At 60.3% G+C, this 20,584-nt stretch carries 17 protein-coding genes and 1 tRNA gene; 11 read left to right on the top strand and 7 right to left on the bottom strand.

The window, feature by feature from the left end; genetic code table 11:
* Positions 1–11 precede the first annotated feature (11 nt).
* The gene (locus ACM6IK_RS02995) at positions 12–1,166 is read right to left on the bottom strand and encodes a MalY/PatB family protein (RefSeq protein WP_414873087.1); all 1,155 of its coding nucleotides are present in this window, start codon (positions 1,164–1,166) and stop codon (positions 12–14) included.
* Positions 1,167–1,464: 298 nt separating this feature from the next.
* Between ACM6IK_RS02995 and fdnG the strand changes: the two genes are divergently transcribed.
* The 7 genes from fdnG (at position 1,465) to ACM6IK_RS03030 (ending at position 10,572) form a co-directional block, all read left to right on the top strand.
* Positions 1,465–4,530 carry a formate dehydrogenase-N subunit alpha gene (gene fdnG / locus ACM6IK_RS03000; RefSeq protein ID WP_414873088.1) on the top strand — a complete coding sequence of 1,022 codons (3,066 nt, stop codon included), beginning with the start codon at positions 1,465–1,467 and terminating at the stop codon, positions 4,528–4,530.
* Positions 4,531–5,466: a formate dehydrogenase subunit beta gene (fdxH, locus tag ACM6IK_RS03005; protein WP_414873089.1), complete on the top strand. Its 936-nt coding sequence runs from the start codon at positions 4,531–4,533 to the stop codon at positions 5,464–5,466. It abuts the gene before it with no gap.
* Positions 5,463–6,128: a formate dehydrogenase subunit gamma gene (locus ACM6IK_RS03010; protein ID WP_414873090.1), complete on the top strand. Its 666-nt coding sequence runs from the start codon at positions 5,463–5,465 to the stop codon at positions 6,126–6,128. Before fdxH ends, ACM6IK_RS03010 begins: the two co-directional genes overlap by 4 nt.
* A 3-nt stretch (positions 6,129–6,131) precedes the next feature.
* The gene (fdhE, locus tag ACM6IK_RS03015) at positions 6,132–7,058 is read left to right on the top strand and encodes a formate dehydrogenase accessory protein FdhE (RefSeq protein ID WP_414873091.1); all 927 of its coding nucleotides are present in this window, start codon (positions 6,132–6,134) and stop codon (positions 7,056–7,058) included.
* A gap of 51 nt (positions 7,059–7,109) precedes the next feature.
* Positions 7,110–8,540, top strand: a complete 1,431-nt coding sequence (gene selA / locus ACM6IK_RS03020) for an L-seryl-tRNA(Sec) selenium transferase (protein WP_414873092.1) — start codon at positions 7,110–7,112, stop codon at positions 8,538–8,540.
* Complete coding sequence (gene selB / locus ACM6IK_RS03025) at positions 8,537–10,444, top strand: selenocysteine-specific translation elongation factor (protein WP_414873093.1); 1,908 nt, start codon at positions 8,537–8,539, stop codon at positions 10,442–10,444. The genes selA and selB overlap by 4 nt, the downstream gene beginning before the upstream one ends.
* Before the next feature lie 32 nt (positions 10,445–10,476).
* A tRNA-Sec gene (locus ACM6IK_RS03030) sits at positions 10,477–10,572 on the top strand.
* Positions 10,573–10,629: 57 nt separating this feature from the next.
* Here ACM6IK_RS03030 and ACM6IK_RS03035 read toward each other — a convergent pair.
* The 6 genes from ACM6IK_RS03035 to ACM6IK_RS03060 all read right to left on the bottom strand — a co-directional run bounded on the left by ACM6IK_RS03035 (position 10,630) and on the right by ACM6IK_RS03060 (position 16,114).
* Positions 10,630–10,875 (bottom strand): type II toxin-antitoxin system ParD family antitoxin, encoded by a 246-nt coding sequence (locus ACM6IK_RS03035; protein WP_008045492.1) that lies wholly within the window; start codon positions 10,873–10,875, stop codon positions 10,630–10,632.
* Positions 10,876–11,045: 170 nt separating this feature from the next.
* Positions 11,046–12,365 (bottom strand): OprD family porin, encoded by a 1,320-nt coding sequence (locus tag ACM6IK_RS03040; protein WP_414873094.1) that lies wholly within the window; start codon positions 12,363–12,365, stop codon positions 11,046–11,048.
* A gap of 178 nt (positions 12,366–12,543) precedes the next feature.
* Positions 12,544–13,197, bottom strand: a complete 654-nt coding sequence (locus tag ACM6IK_RS03045; protein ID WP_414873095.1) for a hydrolase — start codon at positions 13,195–13,197, stop codon at positions 12,544–12,546.
* Positions 13,198–13,329: 132 nt separating this feature from the next.
* Positions 13,330–14,808: a DUF1254 domain-containing protein gene (locus tag ACM6IK_RS03050; protein WP_414873096.1), complete on the bottom strand. Its 1,479-nt coding sequence runs from the start codon at positions 14,806–14,808 to the stop codon at positions 13,330–13,332.
* Positions 14,809–14,824: 16 nt separating this feature from the next.
* The gene (locus tag ACM6IK_RS03055; RefSeq protein WP_414873145.1) at positions 14,825–14,974 is read right to left on the bottom strand and encodes a hypothetical protein; all 150 of its coding nucleotides are present in this window, start codon (positions 14,972–14,974) and stop codon (positions 14,825–14,827) included.
* Positions 14,975–15,046: 72 nt separating this feature from the next.
* On the bottom strand, positions 15,047–16,114 hold the full coding sequence (locus ACM6IK_RS03060) for an alpha/beta fold hydrolase (protein ID WP_414873097.1): 1,068 nt from the start codon (positions 16,112–16,114) through the stop codon (positions 15,047–15,049).
* 409 nt (positions 16,115–16,523) lie between these two features.
* Between ACM6IK_RS03060 and ACM6IK_RS03065 the strand changes: the two genes are divergently transcribed.
* The 4 genes from ACM6IK_RS03065 to ACM6IK_RS03080 all read left to right on the top strand — a co-directional run bounded on the left by ACM6IK_RS03065 (position 16,524) and on the right by ACM6IK_RS03080 (position 20,571).
* Positions 16,524–17,735, top strand: coding sequence for an MFS transporter (locus tag ACM6IK_RS03065; protein WP_414873098.1), 1,212 nt, complete (start codon positions 16,524–16,526; stop codon positions 17,733–17,735).
* Between the two features lie 127 nt (positions 17,736–17,862).
* Positions 17,863–18,582: a TetR/AcrR family transcriptional regulator gene (locus ACM6IK_RS03070; RefSeq protein WP_414873099.1), complete on the top strand. Its 720-nt coding sequence runs from the start codon at positions 17,863–17,865 to the stop codon at positions 18,580–18,582.
* A gap of 289 nt (positions 18,583–18,871) precedes the next feature.
* Positions 18,872–19,354 (top strand): VOC family protein, encoded by a 483-nt coding sequence (locus tag ACM6IK_RS03075; protein ID WP_414873100.1) that lies wholly within the window; start codon positions 18,872–18,874, stop codon positions 19,352–19,354.
* The gene (locus tag ACM6IK_RS03080) at positions 19,351–20,571 is read left to right on the top strand and encodes an FAD binding domain-containing protein (protein ID WP_414873101.1); all 1,221 of its coding nucleotides are present in this window, start codon (positions 19,351–19,353) and stop codon (positions 20,569–20,571) included. Before ACM6IK_RS03075 ends, ACM6IK_RS03080 begins: the two co-directional genes overlap by 4 nt.
* Positions 20,572–20,584: the final 13 nt, after the last annotated feature.

Raw genomic sequence — 20,584 nt, forward strand, 5'->3', positions numbered from 1 at the left:
CTGAGGGAGTATCAGGCCTTGAGGTTGCGCAAACTGCGTTCCATCCGCGCAATGCCTTCTTCCAGCAGTGATCGTGGGCAGCCGAAGTTCAGGCGCACGAACTGCTTGCAGTCATCGCCGAAGTCCAGCCCGGCGCTCAAGCCAACCTTGGCCTGTTCGAGGAAGAACTGTTGCGGGTTGTCCAGTCCCAGCGCCGTGCAGTCGAGCCATGCCAGATAAGTGCTTTGCGGCAGGTTCATGGTGATGCCCGGCAGGCGGGTGCGCACGGCCTCGGCGAGAAAGTCGCGGTTGCCTTGCAGGTAGACCTTCAGCTCGGCCAGCCATGGCGCGGCTTCGCTGTAGGCAACGCGGGTGGCTTCCATGCCCAGCGGATTGACGCTGTCGACCATACCGCAACGGGCGTGGTTGACCTTTTCGCGCAGGTGGCGGTCCTGGATGATCATGAACGAGGTCTTGAGACCTGCGATGTTGTAGGCCTTGCTCGCCGACATCAGCGTGATGGTGCGCTGGGCCACTTGCGCGTTCAATGTGGCCATCGGAATGTGCTGGCGCCCGTCGTAGCACAACTCGGCGTGGATCTCGTCGGAAATGATCCAGGCGTCTTGCTCCAGGCAAATGTCGGCAATGGCTTGCAGCTCTGCGCGGGGGAAGGCCTTGCCCAGCGGGTTATGCGGGTTGCTCAGCAGCAAGGCGCCGCCGCCCTGCAGCGACTGGCTCAGGGTGTCCAGCGGCGTGGTGTAGGTGCCATCGGCTTGCGCATCGAAGTTCAGCTCGACCTTGTTCAGGCCCCAATGCCCGGGGGCGTGGCGCAGCGGCGGGTAGTTCGGCACCTGCACAACGACGTTCTGTGACGCCTGCACCAATGCCTTCAATGCCATGTTGAAGCCGGATTCGACGCCCGGCAGGAAGATCAGCTCCTGGGGTTCGACGCGCCAGGCGTACTTGTTCCAGAGGTCGGCGACGATCGCCTCGCGCAGGTCGTCCCGGGCCACGCTGTAACCGACCATCGGGTGTTCCAGGCGTTTTTGCAGGGCCTGGATGATCACCGGCGGCGCGGCGAAATCCATGTCGGCGACCCACATCGGCAACACATCGGCCGGGTAGCGGCTCCATTTTGTACTGCCGGTGTCGTGACGGTCGAACACCTGATCAAAATCGAAAGTCATGCGGGATCTCGTAGAGGCGGGGTTGAACATGCGCCAATGATAAGCGCCAACCTACTGTAGGAGCGAGCCTGCTCGCGAAGGAGTGTCAGATACGGTGATGTCGACTGACACACCATCGCGAGCAGGCTCGCTCCTACAAGGATCTTCGCGGCAAGCTGAATTTGTCCGACGGTCGGCTGTCATGGTGATTTCGACAGCATTGACTACAGTTTGTAGTGTCGGCAGTCAGACTGCCACTACCGTGGTTGTTCAAAAAAACCCGGCCATATACCGGGTTCCACCTGATCAGGAGTGCACGATGGATCTCAGCCGTCGTCAGTTCTTCAAGGTCGCCGGTATCGGCCTTGCAGGCTCTAGCCTGGGTGCGTTGGGCATGGCCCCGACGACAGCCTTTGCCGAACAGGTGCGTCACTTCAAGCTCGCCCACACCCATGAAACCCGCAACACCTGTCCGTACTGCTCGGTCGGCTGCGGGTTGATCATGTACAGCCAGGGCGATGACGCGAAGAATGTCGCGCAAAACATCATCCACATCGAAGGTGACGCCGACCACCCGGTCAACCGCGGCACCCTTTGCCCCAAAGGCGCAGGCCTGCTGGACTTCATTCACAGCCCCAGTCGTCTCCAGTACCCGCAGGTGCGCAAGCCCGGCACCACGGAGTGGACGCGAATCTCCTGGGATGAAGCGCTCGATCGCATCGCCGACCTGATGAAGGCCGACCGCGACGCCAACTTCATCGAGAAGAACGCCAAGGGGCAAACGGTGAACCGCTGGTTGAGCACCGGTTTTCTCGCGGCGTCGGCATCGTCCAACGAAGCGGGTTACATCACCCACAAGGTGGTTCGCAGTCTCGGCATGCTGGGGTTCGATAACCAGGCGCGTGTCTGACACGGTCCGACGGTGGCAAGTCTTGCCCCGACGTATGGCCGTGGTGCCATGACCAACCACTGGACCGATATCGCCAACGCGAATCTGGTTCTGGTGATGGGTGGCAATGCCGCCGAAGCGCACCCTTGTGGTTTCAAATGGGTCACCGAAGCCAAAGCCCACAACAAGGCGCGGCTGATTGTGGTCGACCCGCGTTTCACCCGTACGGCCTCGGTGGCCGACTATTACGCGCCGATCCGCACCGGGACCGACATTGCCTTCATGGGCGGGCTGATCAATTACCTGCTGACCGAAGACAAGATCCAGCACGAGTACGTGCGGGCCTATACGGACGTGTCGTTCATCGTCAAGGCCAGCTACGGTTTCGAGGACGGGTTGTTCAGCGGTTACGACGCGAGCAAGCGCAGCTACACCGACAAGTCCGGTTGGGGCTATGAAATCGGCGAGGACGGCTTCGCCAAAGTCGACCCGACTTTGCAAGACCCTCGCTGCGTCTACCAATTGATGAAGCAACATTACAGCCGCTACACCCTGGAGCTGGCCAGTCAGGTCTGCGGCATGCCCGTGGACGCAATGCAAAAAATCTGGGAAGAGATCGCCACCTGCTCGCAACCGGGCAAAACCATGACGATTCTCTACGCATTGGGCTGGACCCAGCACTCAACCGGCTCGCAGATGATCCGTAGCGCGGCCATGGTGCAATTGCTGCTGGGCAACGTCGGCATGCCGGGCGGGGGCGTCAACGCCCTGCGCGGGCACTCCAACATCCAGGGCCTGACGGACCTGGGCTTGCTGTCCAACCTGTTGCCTGGTTACCTGACCTTGCCGGCCGATGCCGAACAGGATTACAACGCCTACATTGCCAAACGTGCACTCAAGCCGCTGCGTCCGGGGCAGATGTCCTACTGGCAGAACTACGGCAAGTTCCACGTCAGCCTGATGAAGGCCTGGTACGGCGCCAATGCCACTGTCGAGAACAACTGGGGTTACGACTGGCTGCCCAAGCTGGACATTCCCGGCTACGACATCCTGAAAATGTTCGACATGATGGGCAAAGGCGAGGTCAATGGCTACCTGTGCCAGGGCTTCAACCCGATCGCCGCCTTGCCGGACAAAAACCGGGTGATGAAGGCGCTGGCCAAACTCAAGTGGCTGGTGGTGATGGACCCACTGGCGACCGAAACCTCGGAGTTCTGGCGTAACGTCGGGCCTTACAACGAGGTGGAAACGGCCAACATCCAGACCGAGGTCATCCGCCTGCCCACCACCTGCTTCGCCGAAGAAAACGGTTCGCTGGTCAACAGCGGCCGTTGGCTGCAATGGCACTGGAAGGGCGCCGATGGCCCGGGGCAGGCGCGCACCGACGTGAAAATCATGGCCGAGCTGTTCCTGCGCCTGCGCAAGCGTTACCAGGCCAACGGCGGTGCCTGGGCCGAGCCGGTCCTCAAGCTCGACTGGCCCTACAAAATACCGGATGACCCGACGCCGGAAGAGCTGGCCCGGGAATTCAACGGCTACGCCGTCGCCGATGTCACCGACGCCTCGGGCGCGGTGGTCAAGGCCGGTCAGCAGCTGTCCGGCTTCGGCCAGCTCAAGGACGATGGCAGCACGGCATCCGGTTGCTGGATTTTCTGCGGCAGCTGGACCGAGCAGGGCAACAACATGGCCCGGCGTGATAACAGCGACCCTTACGGGATGAAGCAGAACCTCGGCTGGGCCTGGGCCTGGCCGGCCAATCGACGGATCCTCTATAACCGCGCCTCGTGCGACCCGAAAGGCAAACCATGGGACGCGAACAAACGGCTGGTGTGGTGGAACGGCAAGGTCTGGACCGGCACCGACGTGCCCGACTACAAAGTCGACGCCGCACCGGAAGCGGGCATCAACCCGTTCATCATGAATCCCGAAGGCGTGGCGCGTTTCTTCGCTCTCGACAAGATGAACGAAGGGCCGTTCCCTGAACACTATGAGCCGTTCGAGACGCCCATCGGCATCAACCCGATGCACCCCAACAACAAGCAGGCGACCAGCAACCCGGCCGGGCGGATCTTCGATTCAGTCTGGGACACCCTCGGGCAGGCCAAGGACTTCCCGTATGCGGCGACCAGCTACCGGCTGACCGAACACTTCCACTTCTGGACCAAGCATTGCCCGATCAACGCCATTACCCAACCTGAACAATTCGTCGAAATCGGCGAGGTGCTGGCTAAGGAGAAGGGCATTGCTGCCGGTGACCGAGTCAGGGTCAGCTCCAAGCGCGGGCATATCGAAGCGGTGGCGGTGGTGACCAAGCGGATTCGTCCGCTGCAGGTCAACAATCAGGTCGTTCACCAGATCGGGATCCCCTTGCACTGGGGCTTCACCGGTGCCACCCGTCACGGCTACCTGACCAACACCCTGGTGCCGTTCCTCGGCGATGGCAACACCCAGACCCCGGAATCCAAGTCATTCCTGGTCAACGTGGAGAAAGTCTAAATGGCCAGCCAAGACATCATTGCCCGCTCGGCCACCACCACCCCCGCGCCGTCGATACGCGGCGCGGAGGAAGTCGCCAAGCTGATCGACACCACCAAATGCATCGGCTGCAAGGCCTGCCAGGTCGCCTGCTCGGAATGGAACGAGTTGCGTGACGAGGTCGGTCACAACCATGGCACCTACGGCAACCCGCAGGACCTCACCGCAGAAACCTGGACCTTGATGCGCTTCACCGAGCACGAGACCGACGCCGGCAACCTGGAATGGCTGATCCGCAAGGACGGCTGCATGCACTGCGCCGAGCCCGGTTGCCTGGCGGCATGCCCCAGTCCGGGGGCGATCATCAAGCACGCCAACGGCATCGTCGATTTCGATCAGGACCACTGCATTGGCTGCGGCTACTGCATCACCGGTTGTCCGTTCAACATTCCACGGATCTCGCAGAAGGATCACAAGGCCTACAAATGTACGTTGTGTTCGGATCGGGTGGCGGTAGGGCTGGAACCGGCCTGCGTGAAAACCTGCCCGACCGGTGCCATCGTGTTCGGCTCCAAGGAGGACATGAAGGAACACGCCGCCGAGCGTATCGTCGATCTCAAGAGTCGCGGTTTCGATAACGCCGGCCTGTATGACCCCGCAGGCGTCGGCGGTACCCATGTGATGTATGTACTGCACCACGCCGACACGCCGAAACTGTACGCCGGTTTGCCGGCCGATCCGATCATCAGCCCGTTGGTCAACCTGTGGAAAGGCGTGAGCAAACCTCTGGCGCTGCTGGCCATGGGCGCGGCGGTGCTGGCCGGGTTCTTCCACTACGTGCGGGTCGGCCCCCAAGTGGTCGAAGAGGATGAACACCCGAGCCCGCCGGATACCTCGGTGCACGAAGTCGACCCGGCGGTGCATACCTTCGATCCCCGTGGGGAGGGTAAGCCATGAGCAACAAGACCATCCTGCGCTATACGAGCAACCAGCGCACCAATCACTGGCTGGTGGCAATCCTGTTCTTCATGGCCGGGTTGTCCGGGCTGGCGCTGTTCCACCCGGCGCTGTTCTGGCTGAGCAACCTGTTCGGCGGCGGGCCGTGGACGCGCATTCTGCATCCGTTCATGGGCGTATTGATGTTTTTGTTGTTCCTCGGTCTGGTGCTGCGTTTCTGGCGCGCCAACTCCTTCATCGCCAACGATCGCCTGTGGCTCAAGCGCATCGACCGGGTGATCAAGAATGAAGAGGAGGGCGTTCCGCCCATTGGCAAGTACAACCCCGGGCAGAAGTTGCTGTTCTGGACTTTACTGCTGTGCATGCTGGTGTTGCTGTTCAGCGGCCTGGTGATCTGGCGCGCGTATTTCACAGATTACTTCGGCATCACGCTTATCCGCTGGGCGAGTTTGCTGCATGCGCTGGCCGCTTTCGTGCTGATCCTGAGCATCATCGTGCACATCTATGCCGGCATCTGGATCAAGGGCTCGGTCAGTGCCATGGTGCACGGCTGGGTCAGCCGCGCCTGGGCCAGGAAGCACCACGAGCTCTGGTATCGCCAAGTAACTCAAGATGAGACCCGCGACGCAGCACCCAAGCGACCGATCACCAAAAAGGGCTGACATTTGCCAACTATCCTCGAACCCGGAGAAATCGAAGCGGCGGCCAGTTCACCGCCGTTTCTGTACATGCCACCGCATAACCTGTTCAGCCTGCGCGCCTTGCGCCTGGAAACGCTGGCCGAAGGGCATCCGCTGGCCGATTACCTGCGTCTGATTGCCGGATTGTGCCGGGTGCAGCAACAGGTGCTGGACGACCCGCCGCTAAGCGAACCCCTTGACCGACAACGCATCGAGTTGTGCCAACAACACGGCTTGCCGCCGTTCGCGGCCGACAGTCTGGCGCGCGAAGACGATTGGCAGCTTTACCTCGATGCCTTGCTGCAACGCTATAGTGCACCGTCACAATCTGCCGTGGCCGATGCCGTGCAAACCTTGCGCCTGGCCGGTGCCGGGCAGCGCCGCGCCTGGGCGGTGGCGTTGGTCAGCGGCCAGTATTCGCTGGTGCCGGCAGCACTGGTGCCGTTTCTCGGCGCGGCGCTGCAAACCGCCTGGAGCCACTGGCTGTTGAGCACGCCCAATCTGCAACTGACCCGCGGTGACAGCCTCAGCCAGTGCCCGGCCTGTGGCTCGCCGGCCATGGCCGGGGTCATCCGCCATCGTGGCAAGTACAATGGTTTGCGTTATCTGGTCTGTTCGCTGTGCGCCTGCGAGTGGCATGTGGTGCGGGTCAAGTGCGTGTATTGCGAGCAGAGCAAGGGCCTGGAATACCTCAGCCTTGAAGATGACCGCCATGCCGCCAACCAGGCACCGCTGCGCGCCGAAGTCTGCCCCGGTTGCAACAGCTATCTGAAGCTGCTCTATCTGGAGAACGATGCGGATGCCGAAGCGCTATCGACAGACCTGTCCAGCCTGATGCTCGATATGCGCCTGACCCAGGACGGTTATCAGCGTTTGGCACCGAATCTGCTGCTGGCTCCGGGAGACGAATAAGCGCAGCGTCTACACTCTGGCGCGAGGGTCTTTCGTTTTCAGGAGCGTCAGATGTCTGCACGCGGTGCCAGCCAACCCCTGCGTCTACCTTCCATCGACAGTCTGTTGCGGCACCCGGCGTGCCAGCCGTTGGCTGAGCGTTATGGACGCGACGCCTTGCTGAGTACCTTGCGGCTTTTGCTGGATGAGTTGCGCGAAGGGGGGCAGCAGGGTTTGCTCGAACCTGCAGAAGTCAGCGCCGAAGTGCTGGCGGGCAGGGTCGGCGAACGACTGGCCATCCAGCATCGCAGCCAGGTGCGCCGGGTGTTCAACCTCACCGGCACAGTCTTGCACACCAACCTCGGGCGGGCGTTGTTGCCCGAAGAGGCGATTGAGGCGGTGCAAATGGCGGCCCGCTATCCGCTCAACCTGGAATTCGACCTGCGCAGCGGCAAGCGCGGTGACCGCGACGACCTGATCGAAGGCTTGATCCGCGAACTGACCGGCGCTGAAGCGGTGACCGTGGTCAACAACAATGCCGCAGCGGTCTTGCTGACCCTCAACAGCCTGGGGGCGCGCAAGGAGGGGATTATTTCCCGGGGCGAACTGATCGAAATCGGTGGCGCCTTTCGCATCCCCGACATCATGGCCCGCGCCGGGGTGAAGCTGGTTGAAGTAGGCACCACCAACCGCACCCATGCCCGCGACTACGAGGCCGCCATGGGCCCGCGCAGCGCATTGATCCTGCGCGTGCATGCGAGCAACTACAGCATTCAAGGCTTCACCACGCGTGTGGCGACGGCTGAACTGGCGCAAATCGCCCACCAGCATGGACTGCCGTTGCTTGAAGACCTCGGCAGCGGCAGCCTGCTGGACCTGACCCGCTGGGGCTTGCCCGCCGAACCGACGGTACGCCAGGCGCTGCTCGATGGCGCGGACATCGTTACCTTCAGTGGCGACAAACTGCTCGGCGGGCCGCAAGCCGGGCTTATCGTCGGCCGCAAGGAATTGATCGCCAGGATCAAGAAAAACCCGCTCAAACGTGCGCTACGGGTCGACAAAATGACCCTGGCGGCCCTGGAAGCGGTGTTGGCTTTGTACCGCAACCCGGACCGACTGGCCGAGCGCTTGCCGAGTCTGCGCCTGCTGACCCGGCCACAGGCCGATATCCTCGCCCAGGCCGAGCGATTGCGGCCAACGCTGGCCCAGGTGCTGGGTGAGGGCTGGAGCGTCAGTGCCATGCCGGCACTGGGCATGATCGGCAGCGGCAGCCAACCGGTGGCACGGCTGGCCAGTGCGGCGCTGTGTGTGCGACCACTCACCTCCAAGCGCTTGCGCGGGCGATCCTTGCTGACTCTTGAGCAGGCTTTGCGCGGTTTACCGATTGCGGTTCTCGGGCGCATCGACGATGACGCCCTGTGGCTGGATCTGCGGCAACTGGACGACGAGCCGGCATGGCTGGCGCAACTCGATCAATTACAGGTGGAGGGTCGGGCAGGGTGATTGTCGGCACCGCAGGGCACATCGACCATGGCAAAACCGCGCTGCTCCAGGCGCTGACGGGTCAGGCGGGTGACCGGCGCCGCGAGGAGCGCGAGCGTGGCATGACCATCGACCTCGGCTACCTGTATGCCGCGCTGGAGCCGAATGCGCAGCTGACCGGTTTCATCGACGTTCCCGGCCATGAACGCTTCACCCACAACATGCTGGCCGGGGCGCAGGGTATCGATCTGGTGTTGCTGGTGGTGGCCGCCGATGACGGGGTGATGCCTCAGACCCGCGAGCATCTGGCGATTGTCGAGTTGCTGGGCATTCCCCGGGCGTTGGTGGCAATCACTAAATGCGACCGGGTCGATGGCGACCGGGTGCAGGCTGTTCGCGAGCAGGTGGAAGCATTGCTGGCGCCGGGGCCGTATGCCAATGCACCGCTGATTGCACTGTCGAGCGTGACCTTTGATGGCATCGACACCTTGCGCCAGGCGCTGCTCGATGCCCAGCGTGAAGTGTCGCAACGCAGCACCGAAGGTGGTTTTCGCCTGGCGATCGATCGGGCCTTCAGCGTGGCCGGGGCCGGTATCGTGGTGACCGGTACGGCGCTGTCCGGCCAGGTCGCAGTGGGCGATACCCTGCTACTGGGGCCACAAGGCAAACCGGTGCGCATTCGCGGCCTGCACGCGCAAAACCAGGCCACCGACCACGCCATTGCCGGCCAGCGCGTGGCGTTGAACCTGAGTGCCGAACGGCTGGCCCTGGAGCACATCCATCGCGGCCACTGGTTGCTGGCCGCCGGCTTGTACGCACCGACACAGCGCCTGGACATCGACATGCAGTTACTCCCCGGCGAATCCCGCGCCTTGGAGCACTTTCAACCGGTGCACGCGCACCTCGGCACCCAGGACGTCACCGGTCGAATCGCCTTGCTCGAAGGCACCAGCCTGGCGCCCGGTGGGCGGATGTTGGCCCAACTGCTGCTCAATGCACCGGTGCATGCGGTGAGGGGCGATCCGCTGGTCCTGCGCGATCAGAGTGCCCAACGTACGCTGGGTGGCGGCCGGGTGATCGACCCGTTTGCACCCACCCGGCAACGCCGCAGCCCCGAGCGGTTGGCGCAACTGGTCGCGCTGGCGAACAGCGCAACGCTGGAAGATGTATTGCCGGCATTGCTGGCCCATAGCGACAGCGGGATCGATCCGCAGCGCCTGGAACGGCAGTTCAACCGACCGCGCAGCAGTTGGGTGTTGCCCGCTGATGTGCGCTTGATCGACACCCGTCAAGGCGCGTTGCTGTTCAGTGCCAGCCGTTGGCAAGCCTTGAAGCTGGCGGTACTGGAGCACCTCGCACGCTTTCATCAGCTCGATGCGGATCAAATGGGACCGGACCGCGATCGCTTGCGCCGTTTCGCCGGCAGCACGATGGAACGCGCGACATTTATCACCCTGCTCGAGGAGTTACTGGCCAGCGGCGACATCGCCAGCAGCGGTCCGTGGTTGCATCTGCCCGGGCATCAGGTGCGTTTGAGCGAAGAGGACGAAGCCCTGTGGCTACACTTGCAGCCGCTGTTCGAACAGGCCGGTTTCGACCCGCCGTGGGTGCGCGACCTGGGGCATGAGGAAGCGGTTGTGCGCGATCTGCTGCGCAAAATGGCGCGCCTGGGCTTGATGCATCAAGTGGTGCGCGACCTGTTTTACACCGACAGCATGATTCACCGATTGGCGGCTATGCTGTTGCAACTGGCCGACGCCAATCCGGTGATTCAGGTGGCGGCATTTCGGGACGCGGTGGGCCTGGGGCGCAAGCGCAGCATTCAGATACTGGAGTACTTCGACCGTATCGGCCTGACCCGGCGCTTTGGCGATCGACGGCAGATTCGCCCGGACAGTGCGTTGGCCCGGCGCAATGAGCACTGATTCAAGGGCATGATTCAGAGGCAAGACTTCAAGGAAGGCAATCGCGCCCGGTGGCGCGGCCGGGCTTCAAACCCGGTTGGGGACGGCATCCGTTCCCGGGCAGGTTCGACTCCGGCTGCCTTCCGCCAATCAACCCCAAACTTTCTGACTCAACCCAATCCCCTGTGGGAGCGAGCCTGCTCGCGTCAGCCATGCGCGGTTAACATTCTCTGTTTGAATGCAACGGGATCGAATGGGCGAGGTTTTCCGCTGGATTCACCTTCCCGAAGGGCGGCACGGATCGTTTCGAGTTCAGCGCTGCGCTCCTGTTCACGACGGATCAGATCGCGAATATATTCGCTGTCGTTGGTGTAATGGCCCGCTTCTATCTGCGCTTTGATCCAGTTGTCTTGCTGGTCAGTCACAGTGATGGTTTTTCGTACGGTTCCCATGATTGGGCCTCCACAGAGATGGTCGACTGCGTGCAACCTATCATACTATTGGTGCGGTATCGAGCAGTCGGGCCTCTGTCGCGATCCATCCAGTCCGAACAGAATTTGCAGCTCTGCGGCAAGCCCGCTCCAACAATTGAATGCATTCCAGACATTGCCGATTGCTTTGCTCAGAACCCCAGCGGGTACTGAATCACTACATATATCCGGTCTATGTCATCACCTGCCTGCGCCTCATTGGCCCGGTGCGAAACGTGCGACACCTGCACCGACAGGTCTTTCGCCGCACCCGTTTGGACGATGTACTTCAAATCAATGTCTCGCTCCCAGTGTTTACCCCCATCACCCTGTTGCGGCACGAAGGTGCCGGTCGCCGGGTCGAACGGGTTGTAGGCCCCGCCTTGTGGCGCATGGGTGCCGTCGATCTGGTCGCCGGTGACGTAACGGGTCATGAACTTCAGGCCGGGTATCCCGAAGGTGGCCAGGTCCAGGTCGTAGCGAACTTGCCAGGAGCGTTCGTGGGCGCCGTTGAAGTCGGCGTACTTGATCGAGTTGGCCAGGTAGATGGAGTCGCCACCGACAAAATCGAACGGCGTATCACCGTTGATTTTCTGATAGGCCAGGGTGAAACCATGGGCGCCCAGCGTGTATCGGCCGGACAAGCTGTACGCCGTATTGTCGATGGCACCGGCCAGTGCCTGACCGGTGTCCCGGGTGTGATAGAGGTTGGCGTCGAGGAAGACTTCGGTCTGCTTGAAGTGCAGGTTGCCGTAGTACTGGTGCCAGGTGTCAGTCAGATCTGAGGCATACAGGGCGCCGCCAATCGGGCTTTGTGTAAACAGATCGGCGCCGACAAACGAAATGCCGCCAGCCTCGGTGTTGGCGCCATAGCCGAAAAAGTTACCCTTGCCTGAAGCACTGTCCTGATTCTTGAATGCCGTGAAGTGGCCGGCTTGCAGGTTCATGCCGTCGATTTCGCGGCTGTCGAGCAGAAAACCGCTGGCGTACTCCGGTTGCAGGCGTTTGTCCGCGGTGTCGAACACCGGGCTTTCGACCTCCATTTCACCAAACGCCAGGGTGGTGTTCGAGGCCTTGAGCTTGATCGCGCCGCCACCGCCGGAGTAATCGCTTTCACTGCGGCCGTCACTGCCTACCGGCAGTAATCCGGTCCCGGAATGGCCCTTGCCGCTATCGAGTTTCAATCCCAGAAAGGCATGGGCATCGAGGCCGAAGCCGACCGTGCCCGGCGTGAAACCGGATGCAAAAGCGCCGATAAAACCTTGAGCCCATTCGGCTTTGTAGCTCTTGCCGGTTGGCGAGGGGGATCGATAGTCGCTGTTCAGATAAAAGTTTCGGCTGAGTACGCCAAGGGTCGCTCCGTCGAAAAATCCTTCTGCGCCTTGTGCCGGTTCATCGGCCATTGAGTGGGTAGCGAACAGGCAGAAGCACAGGGCAATCGTCACCCTGAAGTCTTGCGGGAAGAGGGTCATCAATGGTTCACCACAGGGGGTAGCGACTGCGATGATTCACTGTAGGAGCGAGCTTGCTCGCGATGGTCTCAATAGCGCCGCGTTCAGCCGGTAAACACGCGTTATCGTTAACGACCATCGCGAGCAAGCTCGCTCCTACGGGAGTCCGCCTGCAGTCGCTGGTTTTTTTCAACGGACCTTAATGGCCTTCGGATGCACCAAACATGGTCTTGGCGTAGATCAGGCCCAGACCGTAGGCACCGCCGTTGGCAATCGAGGTTTTCACCGTTTCGTCGTAGGTCTCGCTGCGCGCCCAGTCACGTTGCAGTTCCAGCAGGTATTGCAACGCGGTCATCGGCCGGGCGCCGATCTGGATCATGCGCTGCATGGCCATTTCATGGGCTTCGGTGCTGACGTCGCCACAGGCATCGGCAATCACATACACCTCGAAGCCCTGATCGATCGCCGACAGCGCCGGGCCGACGATGCAAACGGAGGTCCACAGACCGGCGAGGACAATCTTCTGCTTGCCGATGGCATTGACTTGCACGGCAATGCGCTCGTCTTCCCAGGTGTTCATGCTGGTGCGGTCGATGACGTTGTGTTCCGGGAACACGGCTTTGATTTCGTCGAAGATCGGCCCGGAAAAGCTCTTCTCGGCGACGGTGGTGAGAATGGTCGAGACCTTGAAGCCACGGGCTGCCTTGGCTACCAGTGCGGCGTTGTTGCGCAGGGTCACGGCGTCGATCGACTTGGTCGCGAAGGACATCTGCGACTGGTGGTCGATCATGATCAGGGTGTGGTCGGTCGGGGTCAGCAGGGTTTTGCCGGGGACTGCTTTTGCAATGGCCATGACAGGGTCCTTACGGGGTGAGTGAGGACGTCATGGTTACGCAGATCGAATCGGGAATATTGAATCGGTGTGCTGTCTTTGACCGACGTGTGCAGGCTCGCTCCCACAAGGATTGGTGTTTGCCAATTCTGCTCAGTTCGTTTTCACCACGGCCGGTGGGGTCCATTGGCCGTTGAGTGCCTCGGACTCTGGCCAGTAAGCCCGGATATACAGCGAAAAACTGGCGTCCCTGGGCGAGGGCAGCCAGTTGCTTTCCTTGTCCTTGCCGGGTGATTCGCTTTGCACGTAAAGGGTCAACGAGCCATCAGGGTTGATTTGCAGGGACTTGTTCTTGGTGCCAATGGAATAGCGCTTGAGGGCATTCGGGGCGAAGAAATGTTGTTCGTTGTACAGCGTCAGCGACCAGAAGCCCCTGACTGGCGGCAGCTTGCCTTTGGCGAATGTCAGGCTGTAGCCGTACTGACCGTTAAGGCGCAGGCCGTTCTCATCCAGGTCCTGGTAGAAGTATTTGGTCTCTTTCTGCTGATTGACGAATATGTTCGAGCGCGCCACGGCGGTACGGCTGAAATAGTCAGTGCCGAACGCTGCGCCGTTGCTCACTGTGCTCCAGTGATCGGGCAATTGCAGGCCATAGTTGCGGAACTGCAACAGCGGGTCGATCACTTCGTTGTCAGCCTTCTTCGCCTCGTCGATCATCGCGGCGCGAAGTTGCGGGTCGGCTTTGGCGATGGCCGCCAGGGCGGCCATTTGTGCGTAGCGGGACTCTTCGCCCGGCAATGGCTTGGCATCCTTGAGCAGGGTCGGCAGTTCGTCGAAGAACTTCTCAGGTACCACCCATTTGGTTTCGGCGTTGCCTTCGGAAGCCTGGGTCGGGAATTTCGGCAGCCTGGCCCAGGCTCGCGTCTTCATCTTGCCGTCGTACTGCGACAGTGGGTACATGTCGATGCCCGACAGTGCCGGTTGCACAGCCAGACGGTCGGTAGCGGTGTCATCCTGGAATACCCGCGGGATCACGAACCCGGTGTTGGTGCGCGCCCGGTACACCCGCTTGATGCCGGGCGGCACCTTGCCGTTCCAGTCCGGGCCGACCAGCAGGTAGAAACCCGGTTGGGTGTTATACATTTTGCCCAGTTCGGCAAAGCTGTCGGAACGCAGGTCGACCACCTGATACACCCAGAAACGGCCGTCGAAGTCCGGTACTTGCAGCACCACCGGCTCAATGTCCAGGGCGATGCTGCCGGCGCCGTACACCACGTCCTGGTTCGGACAGGCCACCCACCGCTCGGCCGGGTCGATGTAGTCGCTGAGCATCGACAACCGATTGATCGGAGCCACGGGCACGATGCCGCCCATCAATCCGGGTTCGGGCAGGTCTTTGAAGGTCTGGCGACGATTGAAGATGTTGGCCATCGGCCAACCCCAGAAATACGCCTCGCGCGCCATCATGCGCACGTACGGCTCAGTGACTTTGGTGCCAGCGACGGGGCCCGCGACCGCGCTGGCGGCGGTGGCTTCGACAGCGCGGTTCTGTGCCCCCGGCAGAGGCGTGGCGGCGAGCGTACTGGCAATGGTCAAGGCAAAGAGAGCGTGGCGTCGGGGCAAACGAATCATAAAGCGTCCTGACTTGTCAGCGGTCACCTGATGCAGGTGAGTTGCTGAAAAGATAGCTCATGTTTGCCGCACCAATACCTGTAGGAGCCGGCTTGCCGGCGATGGACTCAAGTGCACCGCGTTTATCCGGTTCACACGCGTTATCGTTTACGACCATCGCCAGCAAGCTGGCTCCTGCAAGGGACCGTGCCCACGAAGGTGGTTATTCGGCAACAGCAGGCGAATGCCGGATCCGCCCTTAAAGATGATCCGCATCGATCACCGCCTTGGCGAACGCCTGCGGATCTTCCTGCGGCAGGTTGTGGCCGATGCCGCCACTGATCAGCCGGAATTGGTACTTGCCGCTGAAACGCTTGGCGTAATCCTCGGGGGCAGGGTGGGGCGCGCCGTTGGCATCGCCTTCCAGGGTAATGGTCGGCACGCTGATGGACGGCGCCGTGGCCAGTTTCTGCTCCAGCGCTTCGTACCGGCTTTCGCCCTGGACCAGGCCCAGGCGCCAGCGGTAGTTGAACACGGTGATATCGACATGGTCCGGGTTGTCCAGCGCCTTGGCACTGCGGTCGAAGGTGGCGTCATCGAACGCCCATTTCGGCGAAGCCGATTGCCAGATCAACCTGGCGAAGTCGTGGGTGTTCTTTTCATAACCGGCGCGACCACGGTCAGTGGCGAAGTAGAACTGATACCACCACTGCAATTCCGCCTTGGGTGGCAACGGGTTCTTGCCGGCCGCCTGGTTGCCGATCAGATAACCGCTGACCGAGACCAACGCCTTGACCCGCTCCGGCCACAACGCCGAGACAATGTCGGCCGAACGCGCACCCCAGTCATAACCACCGAGCACCGCTTGCTTGATCTTCAGGGCATCCATGAAGTCGATGACATCACTGGCCAGCGCAGCCGGTTGGCCATTGCGCAGGGTTTTGTCGGAAAGAAAATGCGTATCGCCATAGCCGCGGGCATAGGGCATCAGCACCCGGTAACCCTTGGCTGCCAGCAAGGGCGCGACCTCGTCATAGCTGTGAATGTCGTATGGCCAGCCGTGCAGCAGGATCACCACCGGCCCGTTGGCCGGGCCTGTTTCAGCGTACGCCACGTCCAGCAGCCCGGCGTTGACATGTTTGAGTGGGCCGAACGGCGAGGGCGCCGCCTGAGTGGTGTCAGCCGGGGTTACCGCTGGCTGCGCAGTGGCAGCCGTTTGCCCGTGGGCTGCGCCGAAAACGCCGAACAGGGTCAGCGCAAGGATCGAAGGGCCGACCAAGTGGCGGCGAGCGTTGCCGGTGTTGCTGTTGCGCAGTGCCATTTTCATGGGATGTCTCCATTGCTAGTCATGGGGCAGGGGGCCGGTCTGTGCCCCTGCAAACCTGGCTTGCATTGAAACGCGGCAACGTATCTGGCCTGTGTCGAATCGCCGGGCGGGTGAAAGTCTGTGTATCGGGCGTTGGTGCTGACACACTGTGATACACAGAGATTTGGCCTGAGCCTCTTGGTAACCCGGTCGACACACATAACCCGCTTTTGTCCTTCTCATTCCCGCCAATGATGCACACGGGAGGCGTTGATTGCGCCCAGGCAGCTTTTGCGCACGACGCAACATGACGTTGCGCCATGTCCATATTCACTCGGTAGGGCGTGCCGCCTATTTTGTGACCTGACAATCATCAGGCGGGTGACCTTCATTGGAAAGTCACCGCTGTCGAACCTCAGGAGTTCATGGCATGAGCGTTTCAACAAGCGGCACAGCAGCGGCGATAACCAAAGCTTCAATGACAAGGGGAATGGTGCTTCTCTTTGCGTTTTGTTGTGGTGCCATCGTGGCCAACATCTATTACGCACAACCGATTATCAGCTTGATCGCCCCGGATATCGGCATGTCGAATGGCAGCGCCAGCTTTATCGTATCGCTGACTCAAATTGGTTACGCACTCGGATTGTTTTTCCTGGTCCCCTTGGCGGACCTCATGGAAAACCGCCGACTGATGATCACGACGATCGTGGTTACAATCTTCAGTCTGATCGCCGCTGGTTTGGCCAGGCAACCGAGTGTGTTTCTTGTCGTCTCGGCACTCATCGGTTTCAGCTCGGTCTCCGTGCAAATGCTGATTCCATTGGCCGCGCACCTGGCACCGGAAGAGTCTCGTGGCCGAGTGGTGGGCGCAATCATGGGGGGCTTGCTGTCGGGGATCCTGCTTGCGCGGCCGCTGTCGAGCCTGGTTGCTGATCATTTCGGCTGGCGGGCAGTATTTATCGGCGCGGCTGCGTTGATGCTCGTCATCTCCATGGTGATCGGCATGACCATGCCCAAATGGCAACCGACCCATCGCGCGTCGTATGGTCAGTTGCTGAAGTCCCTTGGACAACTGTTTTGCCGCGAGCCTGTATTGCGTCAGCGAGCGCTCTATCAAGGGTTGATGTTTGCCGCGTTCAGTTTGTTCTGGACCGCTGTCCCCCTGGTGTTGAGCCGTGAGTTCGGCCTCACGCAAAGTCAGATTGCGATGTTCTCTCTGGTCGGCGCCATCGGTGCAATCGCCGCACCTATCAGTGGTCGACTCGCTGATGCAGGGCACACTCGACGAGCCTCACAGTTGGCCATGATATTGGGCGCAGTGAGTTTCCTGCCGGCCTTCATCAATCCTTTTTACGGTGTGATCGGCTTAGCAGTTACGGGGATCGTGCTGGACTTTGCCGTGCAGATGAACATGGTGCTTGGGCAACGAGCCGTCTACGCCTTGGGCACTGCCAACCGAGGCCGTCTGAATGCGTTGTACATGATCAGCATCTTCATTGGCGGGGCGATCGGCTCCTCGGTGGCCAGCTCGCTTTATGACCACTTCAGCTGGTTGGCGATTGCCGCAGTCGGGAGTGCATTGTCACTGGTCACCTTGATCGTCTTCCTGGTGGTGTCCCGTAGAGACGGGCAGAGTCACTGAGTTATTGCGCTGCCTGAACGCCTGCCCGGTAACGGAACAGCTCACGTTCTCGGACGCCGGGTCGGGTTCATAGCCAGCGCATTCTTTTGTTTTGTATGATGCCTCGATGAAGCTCTAGTGAGGCGTTATGCAAGACTCAAAAAACGTAGACGAGAGAACGTCGGAAAAATCAGCGGACTCACAGGGCACCGTCAAAGCGGCGACTCGGCGCCTTTCGCCAGAGGTCCGGGAAAAGCAGATCGTGCAAAAAGCCATCGAGCACTTTGCGACGTGCGGATTTTCGGGAAGTACCCGTGAGCTGGCGCGGCAACTGGACGTTACCCAGCCGTTGCTCTATCGCTATTTCCCCAGCAAAGAGGCATTGATCGACCGCGTTTACGACGAGGTATATCAGTGGGATGCCTCTTGGGAGACGATGATCAAGGATCGTTCGCAACCCCTTCAGGCTCGCCTGGTTCGTTTCTATACCTCATACGCAAACGTGATTTTGCGGCGAGAATGGATTCGCATCTTCGTTTTTGCCGGGTTGACCCGTGAAGGCATCAACGATCGGTATCTGGCCAAATTGCGTGAGCGAGTCTTCATTCCTGTTATCGCGGAAATTCGCCATGCCCATGGTCTGGCGCCTTCCTGCGGTGAAACGATCAATGAAAAAGAGCTCGAACTGATCTGGAGTTTGCATGCCAGCATTTTCTATATTGGCGTGCGCAAATGGATCTACGATCTTCCAGTGACCGAGGACATTGATGCGCTGATAGAGCAGATGGTCGATGCGTTCCTCAATGGCGGTCCCCATGTATTGGCTCAAGTCGACAACGACCTCGGCGAAAAGCCTTGCTTGAATTGATTTTTCCGCTTGCCCACCTGATGACATCCTGCTTCCACCCTTCTTTTTGTCGACCACTCATCACCTGTTTCAGCCTTTAGCTGGATAGGTGGCGGGAGGGCGCGCACCCCGCTATTTCGCTCTGAAAAGCCCTTTCCAAACGCCTGGAACTCGCCCTGCCGAGACGACACCACGACGTGGTTCAGGGGCAGTCCTCAAAAAATCTTGTCCTGCGGCTATTTACTTCAATTTCATCAGGTCTTATTGTTTATCGAACGATAAATAACTACAAAAAACTGTTGGAGGCACCATGCAAGTCCGAAAACTCGCTCACTACTCGATCCGGTCGTTCGACCTGGAAAAGTCCAGCCAATTTTATGAAAGGGTGCTCGGTTTCACCCCCGGCTACCGGCCGCCGTTCGACTTTCCTGGCGTGTGGTTGTACATGGGAGGGGATGAGCAAGACTTTGGTACGGTCCACATTATCGGGATCGATCCCTCCAACCCAGAGGGCCTGAAGACGTATCTCGGCGACAAGGAAATCCCGCTGAAGGGCACCGGGACCGTTGATCACATTGCTTTTCTGGTAACAGGCCTGGTTGAGTTCTGGAGCGTCTTCAAAGCGCAAGGCATTGCCTGGCGTGATCGCACCGTTCCGAGCCTGGGCCTGCATCAGGTCTTCATCGAAGATCCTAGCGGTGTCACCATCGAACTCAACTTCCCGGCCTCCGAGATTGAAGCCGTCGGTTCCTACACCGCCCATGTCGCTGCGACTGTGGAGGTGCAGCCATGATTAATATGACGAACAAGCGCCGCGCTATTGTCGCAGGTGGCTCGCTGGGAGGTCTGTTTGCAGCGAACATGTTGCTACGCAAAGGTTGGGATGTAGAAGTCTTCGAACGTGTTCCGGACGAACTCGCTGGACGTGGCGCAGGGATCGTTACACACCCTGAATTGTTCGAGGCGATGGCTGCAGCGGGTATCCCACTCGATGCGTCGGTAGGTATCGATGTACTGTCGCGCGTCACGTTGGCCCAGGACGGCGATGTCGTACTCGAGAACGCGCTCCCGCAAACGCTGACTGCGTGGGGGAAGATGTACCAGGTGCTTCGCGCCGCTTTTCCAGACTCGCTCTATCGTTGCGGTGGCAGCGTCGTCTCGGTCGAAAGTACGGAGTCCCATGCCAGTGTCACATTGGCTGATGGCACAACCCATCAAGCGGACATCATTATTGCTGCCGATGGATTCCGGTCGACGATTCGCCAGCAGCTTTTGCCTGACTTACACCTGCAATACGCCGGCTATATCGCATGGCGCGGGTTGGTCGATGAAGGTGTTCTTTGCGACTCCACCCACGCATCGCTCTTCGATAAATTTGCGTTCTGTTTACCCCCGCGCGAGCAAATTCTGGGGTATCCAGTTGCTGGCCAGTCGAACAGCACTCTTGCAGGAGAGCGTCGTTACAACTTTGTCTGGTACCGCACCAGCGGCGACGATGAGTTGAAGGATCTGCTCCGGGATGAGAGCGGTAAACAGTTTGAAGGTGGAATTCCTCCGGCACTGATACGTCGTGACGTGCTCGCCAATATGTATAAGTCCGCCGATACGCTACTTGCCCCGCAGTTTGCCGAAGTCGTGAAGAAAGCCACGCAACCGCTGTTCCAGCCGATTTACGACCTGGAAGTACCGAAGATGAATTTCGGACGAGTCGCTTTGCTCGGCGATGCTGCATTTGTGGTCCGTCCCCATTGCGGGATGGGTGTCACCAAGGCGGCCGGTGATGCCTTGGCAATCGTCGAAGCACTTGAACGACATGCCTCCGTTGAAGATGCCTTGGCGGACTATAGCCAACAACGCTGCCGTTTCGGCGCCTCGATCGTTCAGCACGCCAGGCATCTTGGCGCGTATATGCAGGCGCAATTGAAAAGCGAGGAAGAGCGCGAAATGGCTGAGTTGTACCGGACTCCAGAAGCCGTGATGCGTGAAACCGCAGTGCCCGTGAAGTTTTAATTCAGTTACACGC

This window comes from Pseudomonas sp. IT-196MI5 (genome assembly GCF_949767415.1).
Lineage (GTDB): Bacteria > Pseudomonadota > Gammaproteobacteria > Pseudomonadales > Pseudomonadaceae > Aquipseudomonas.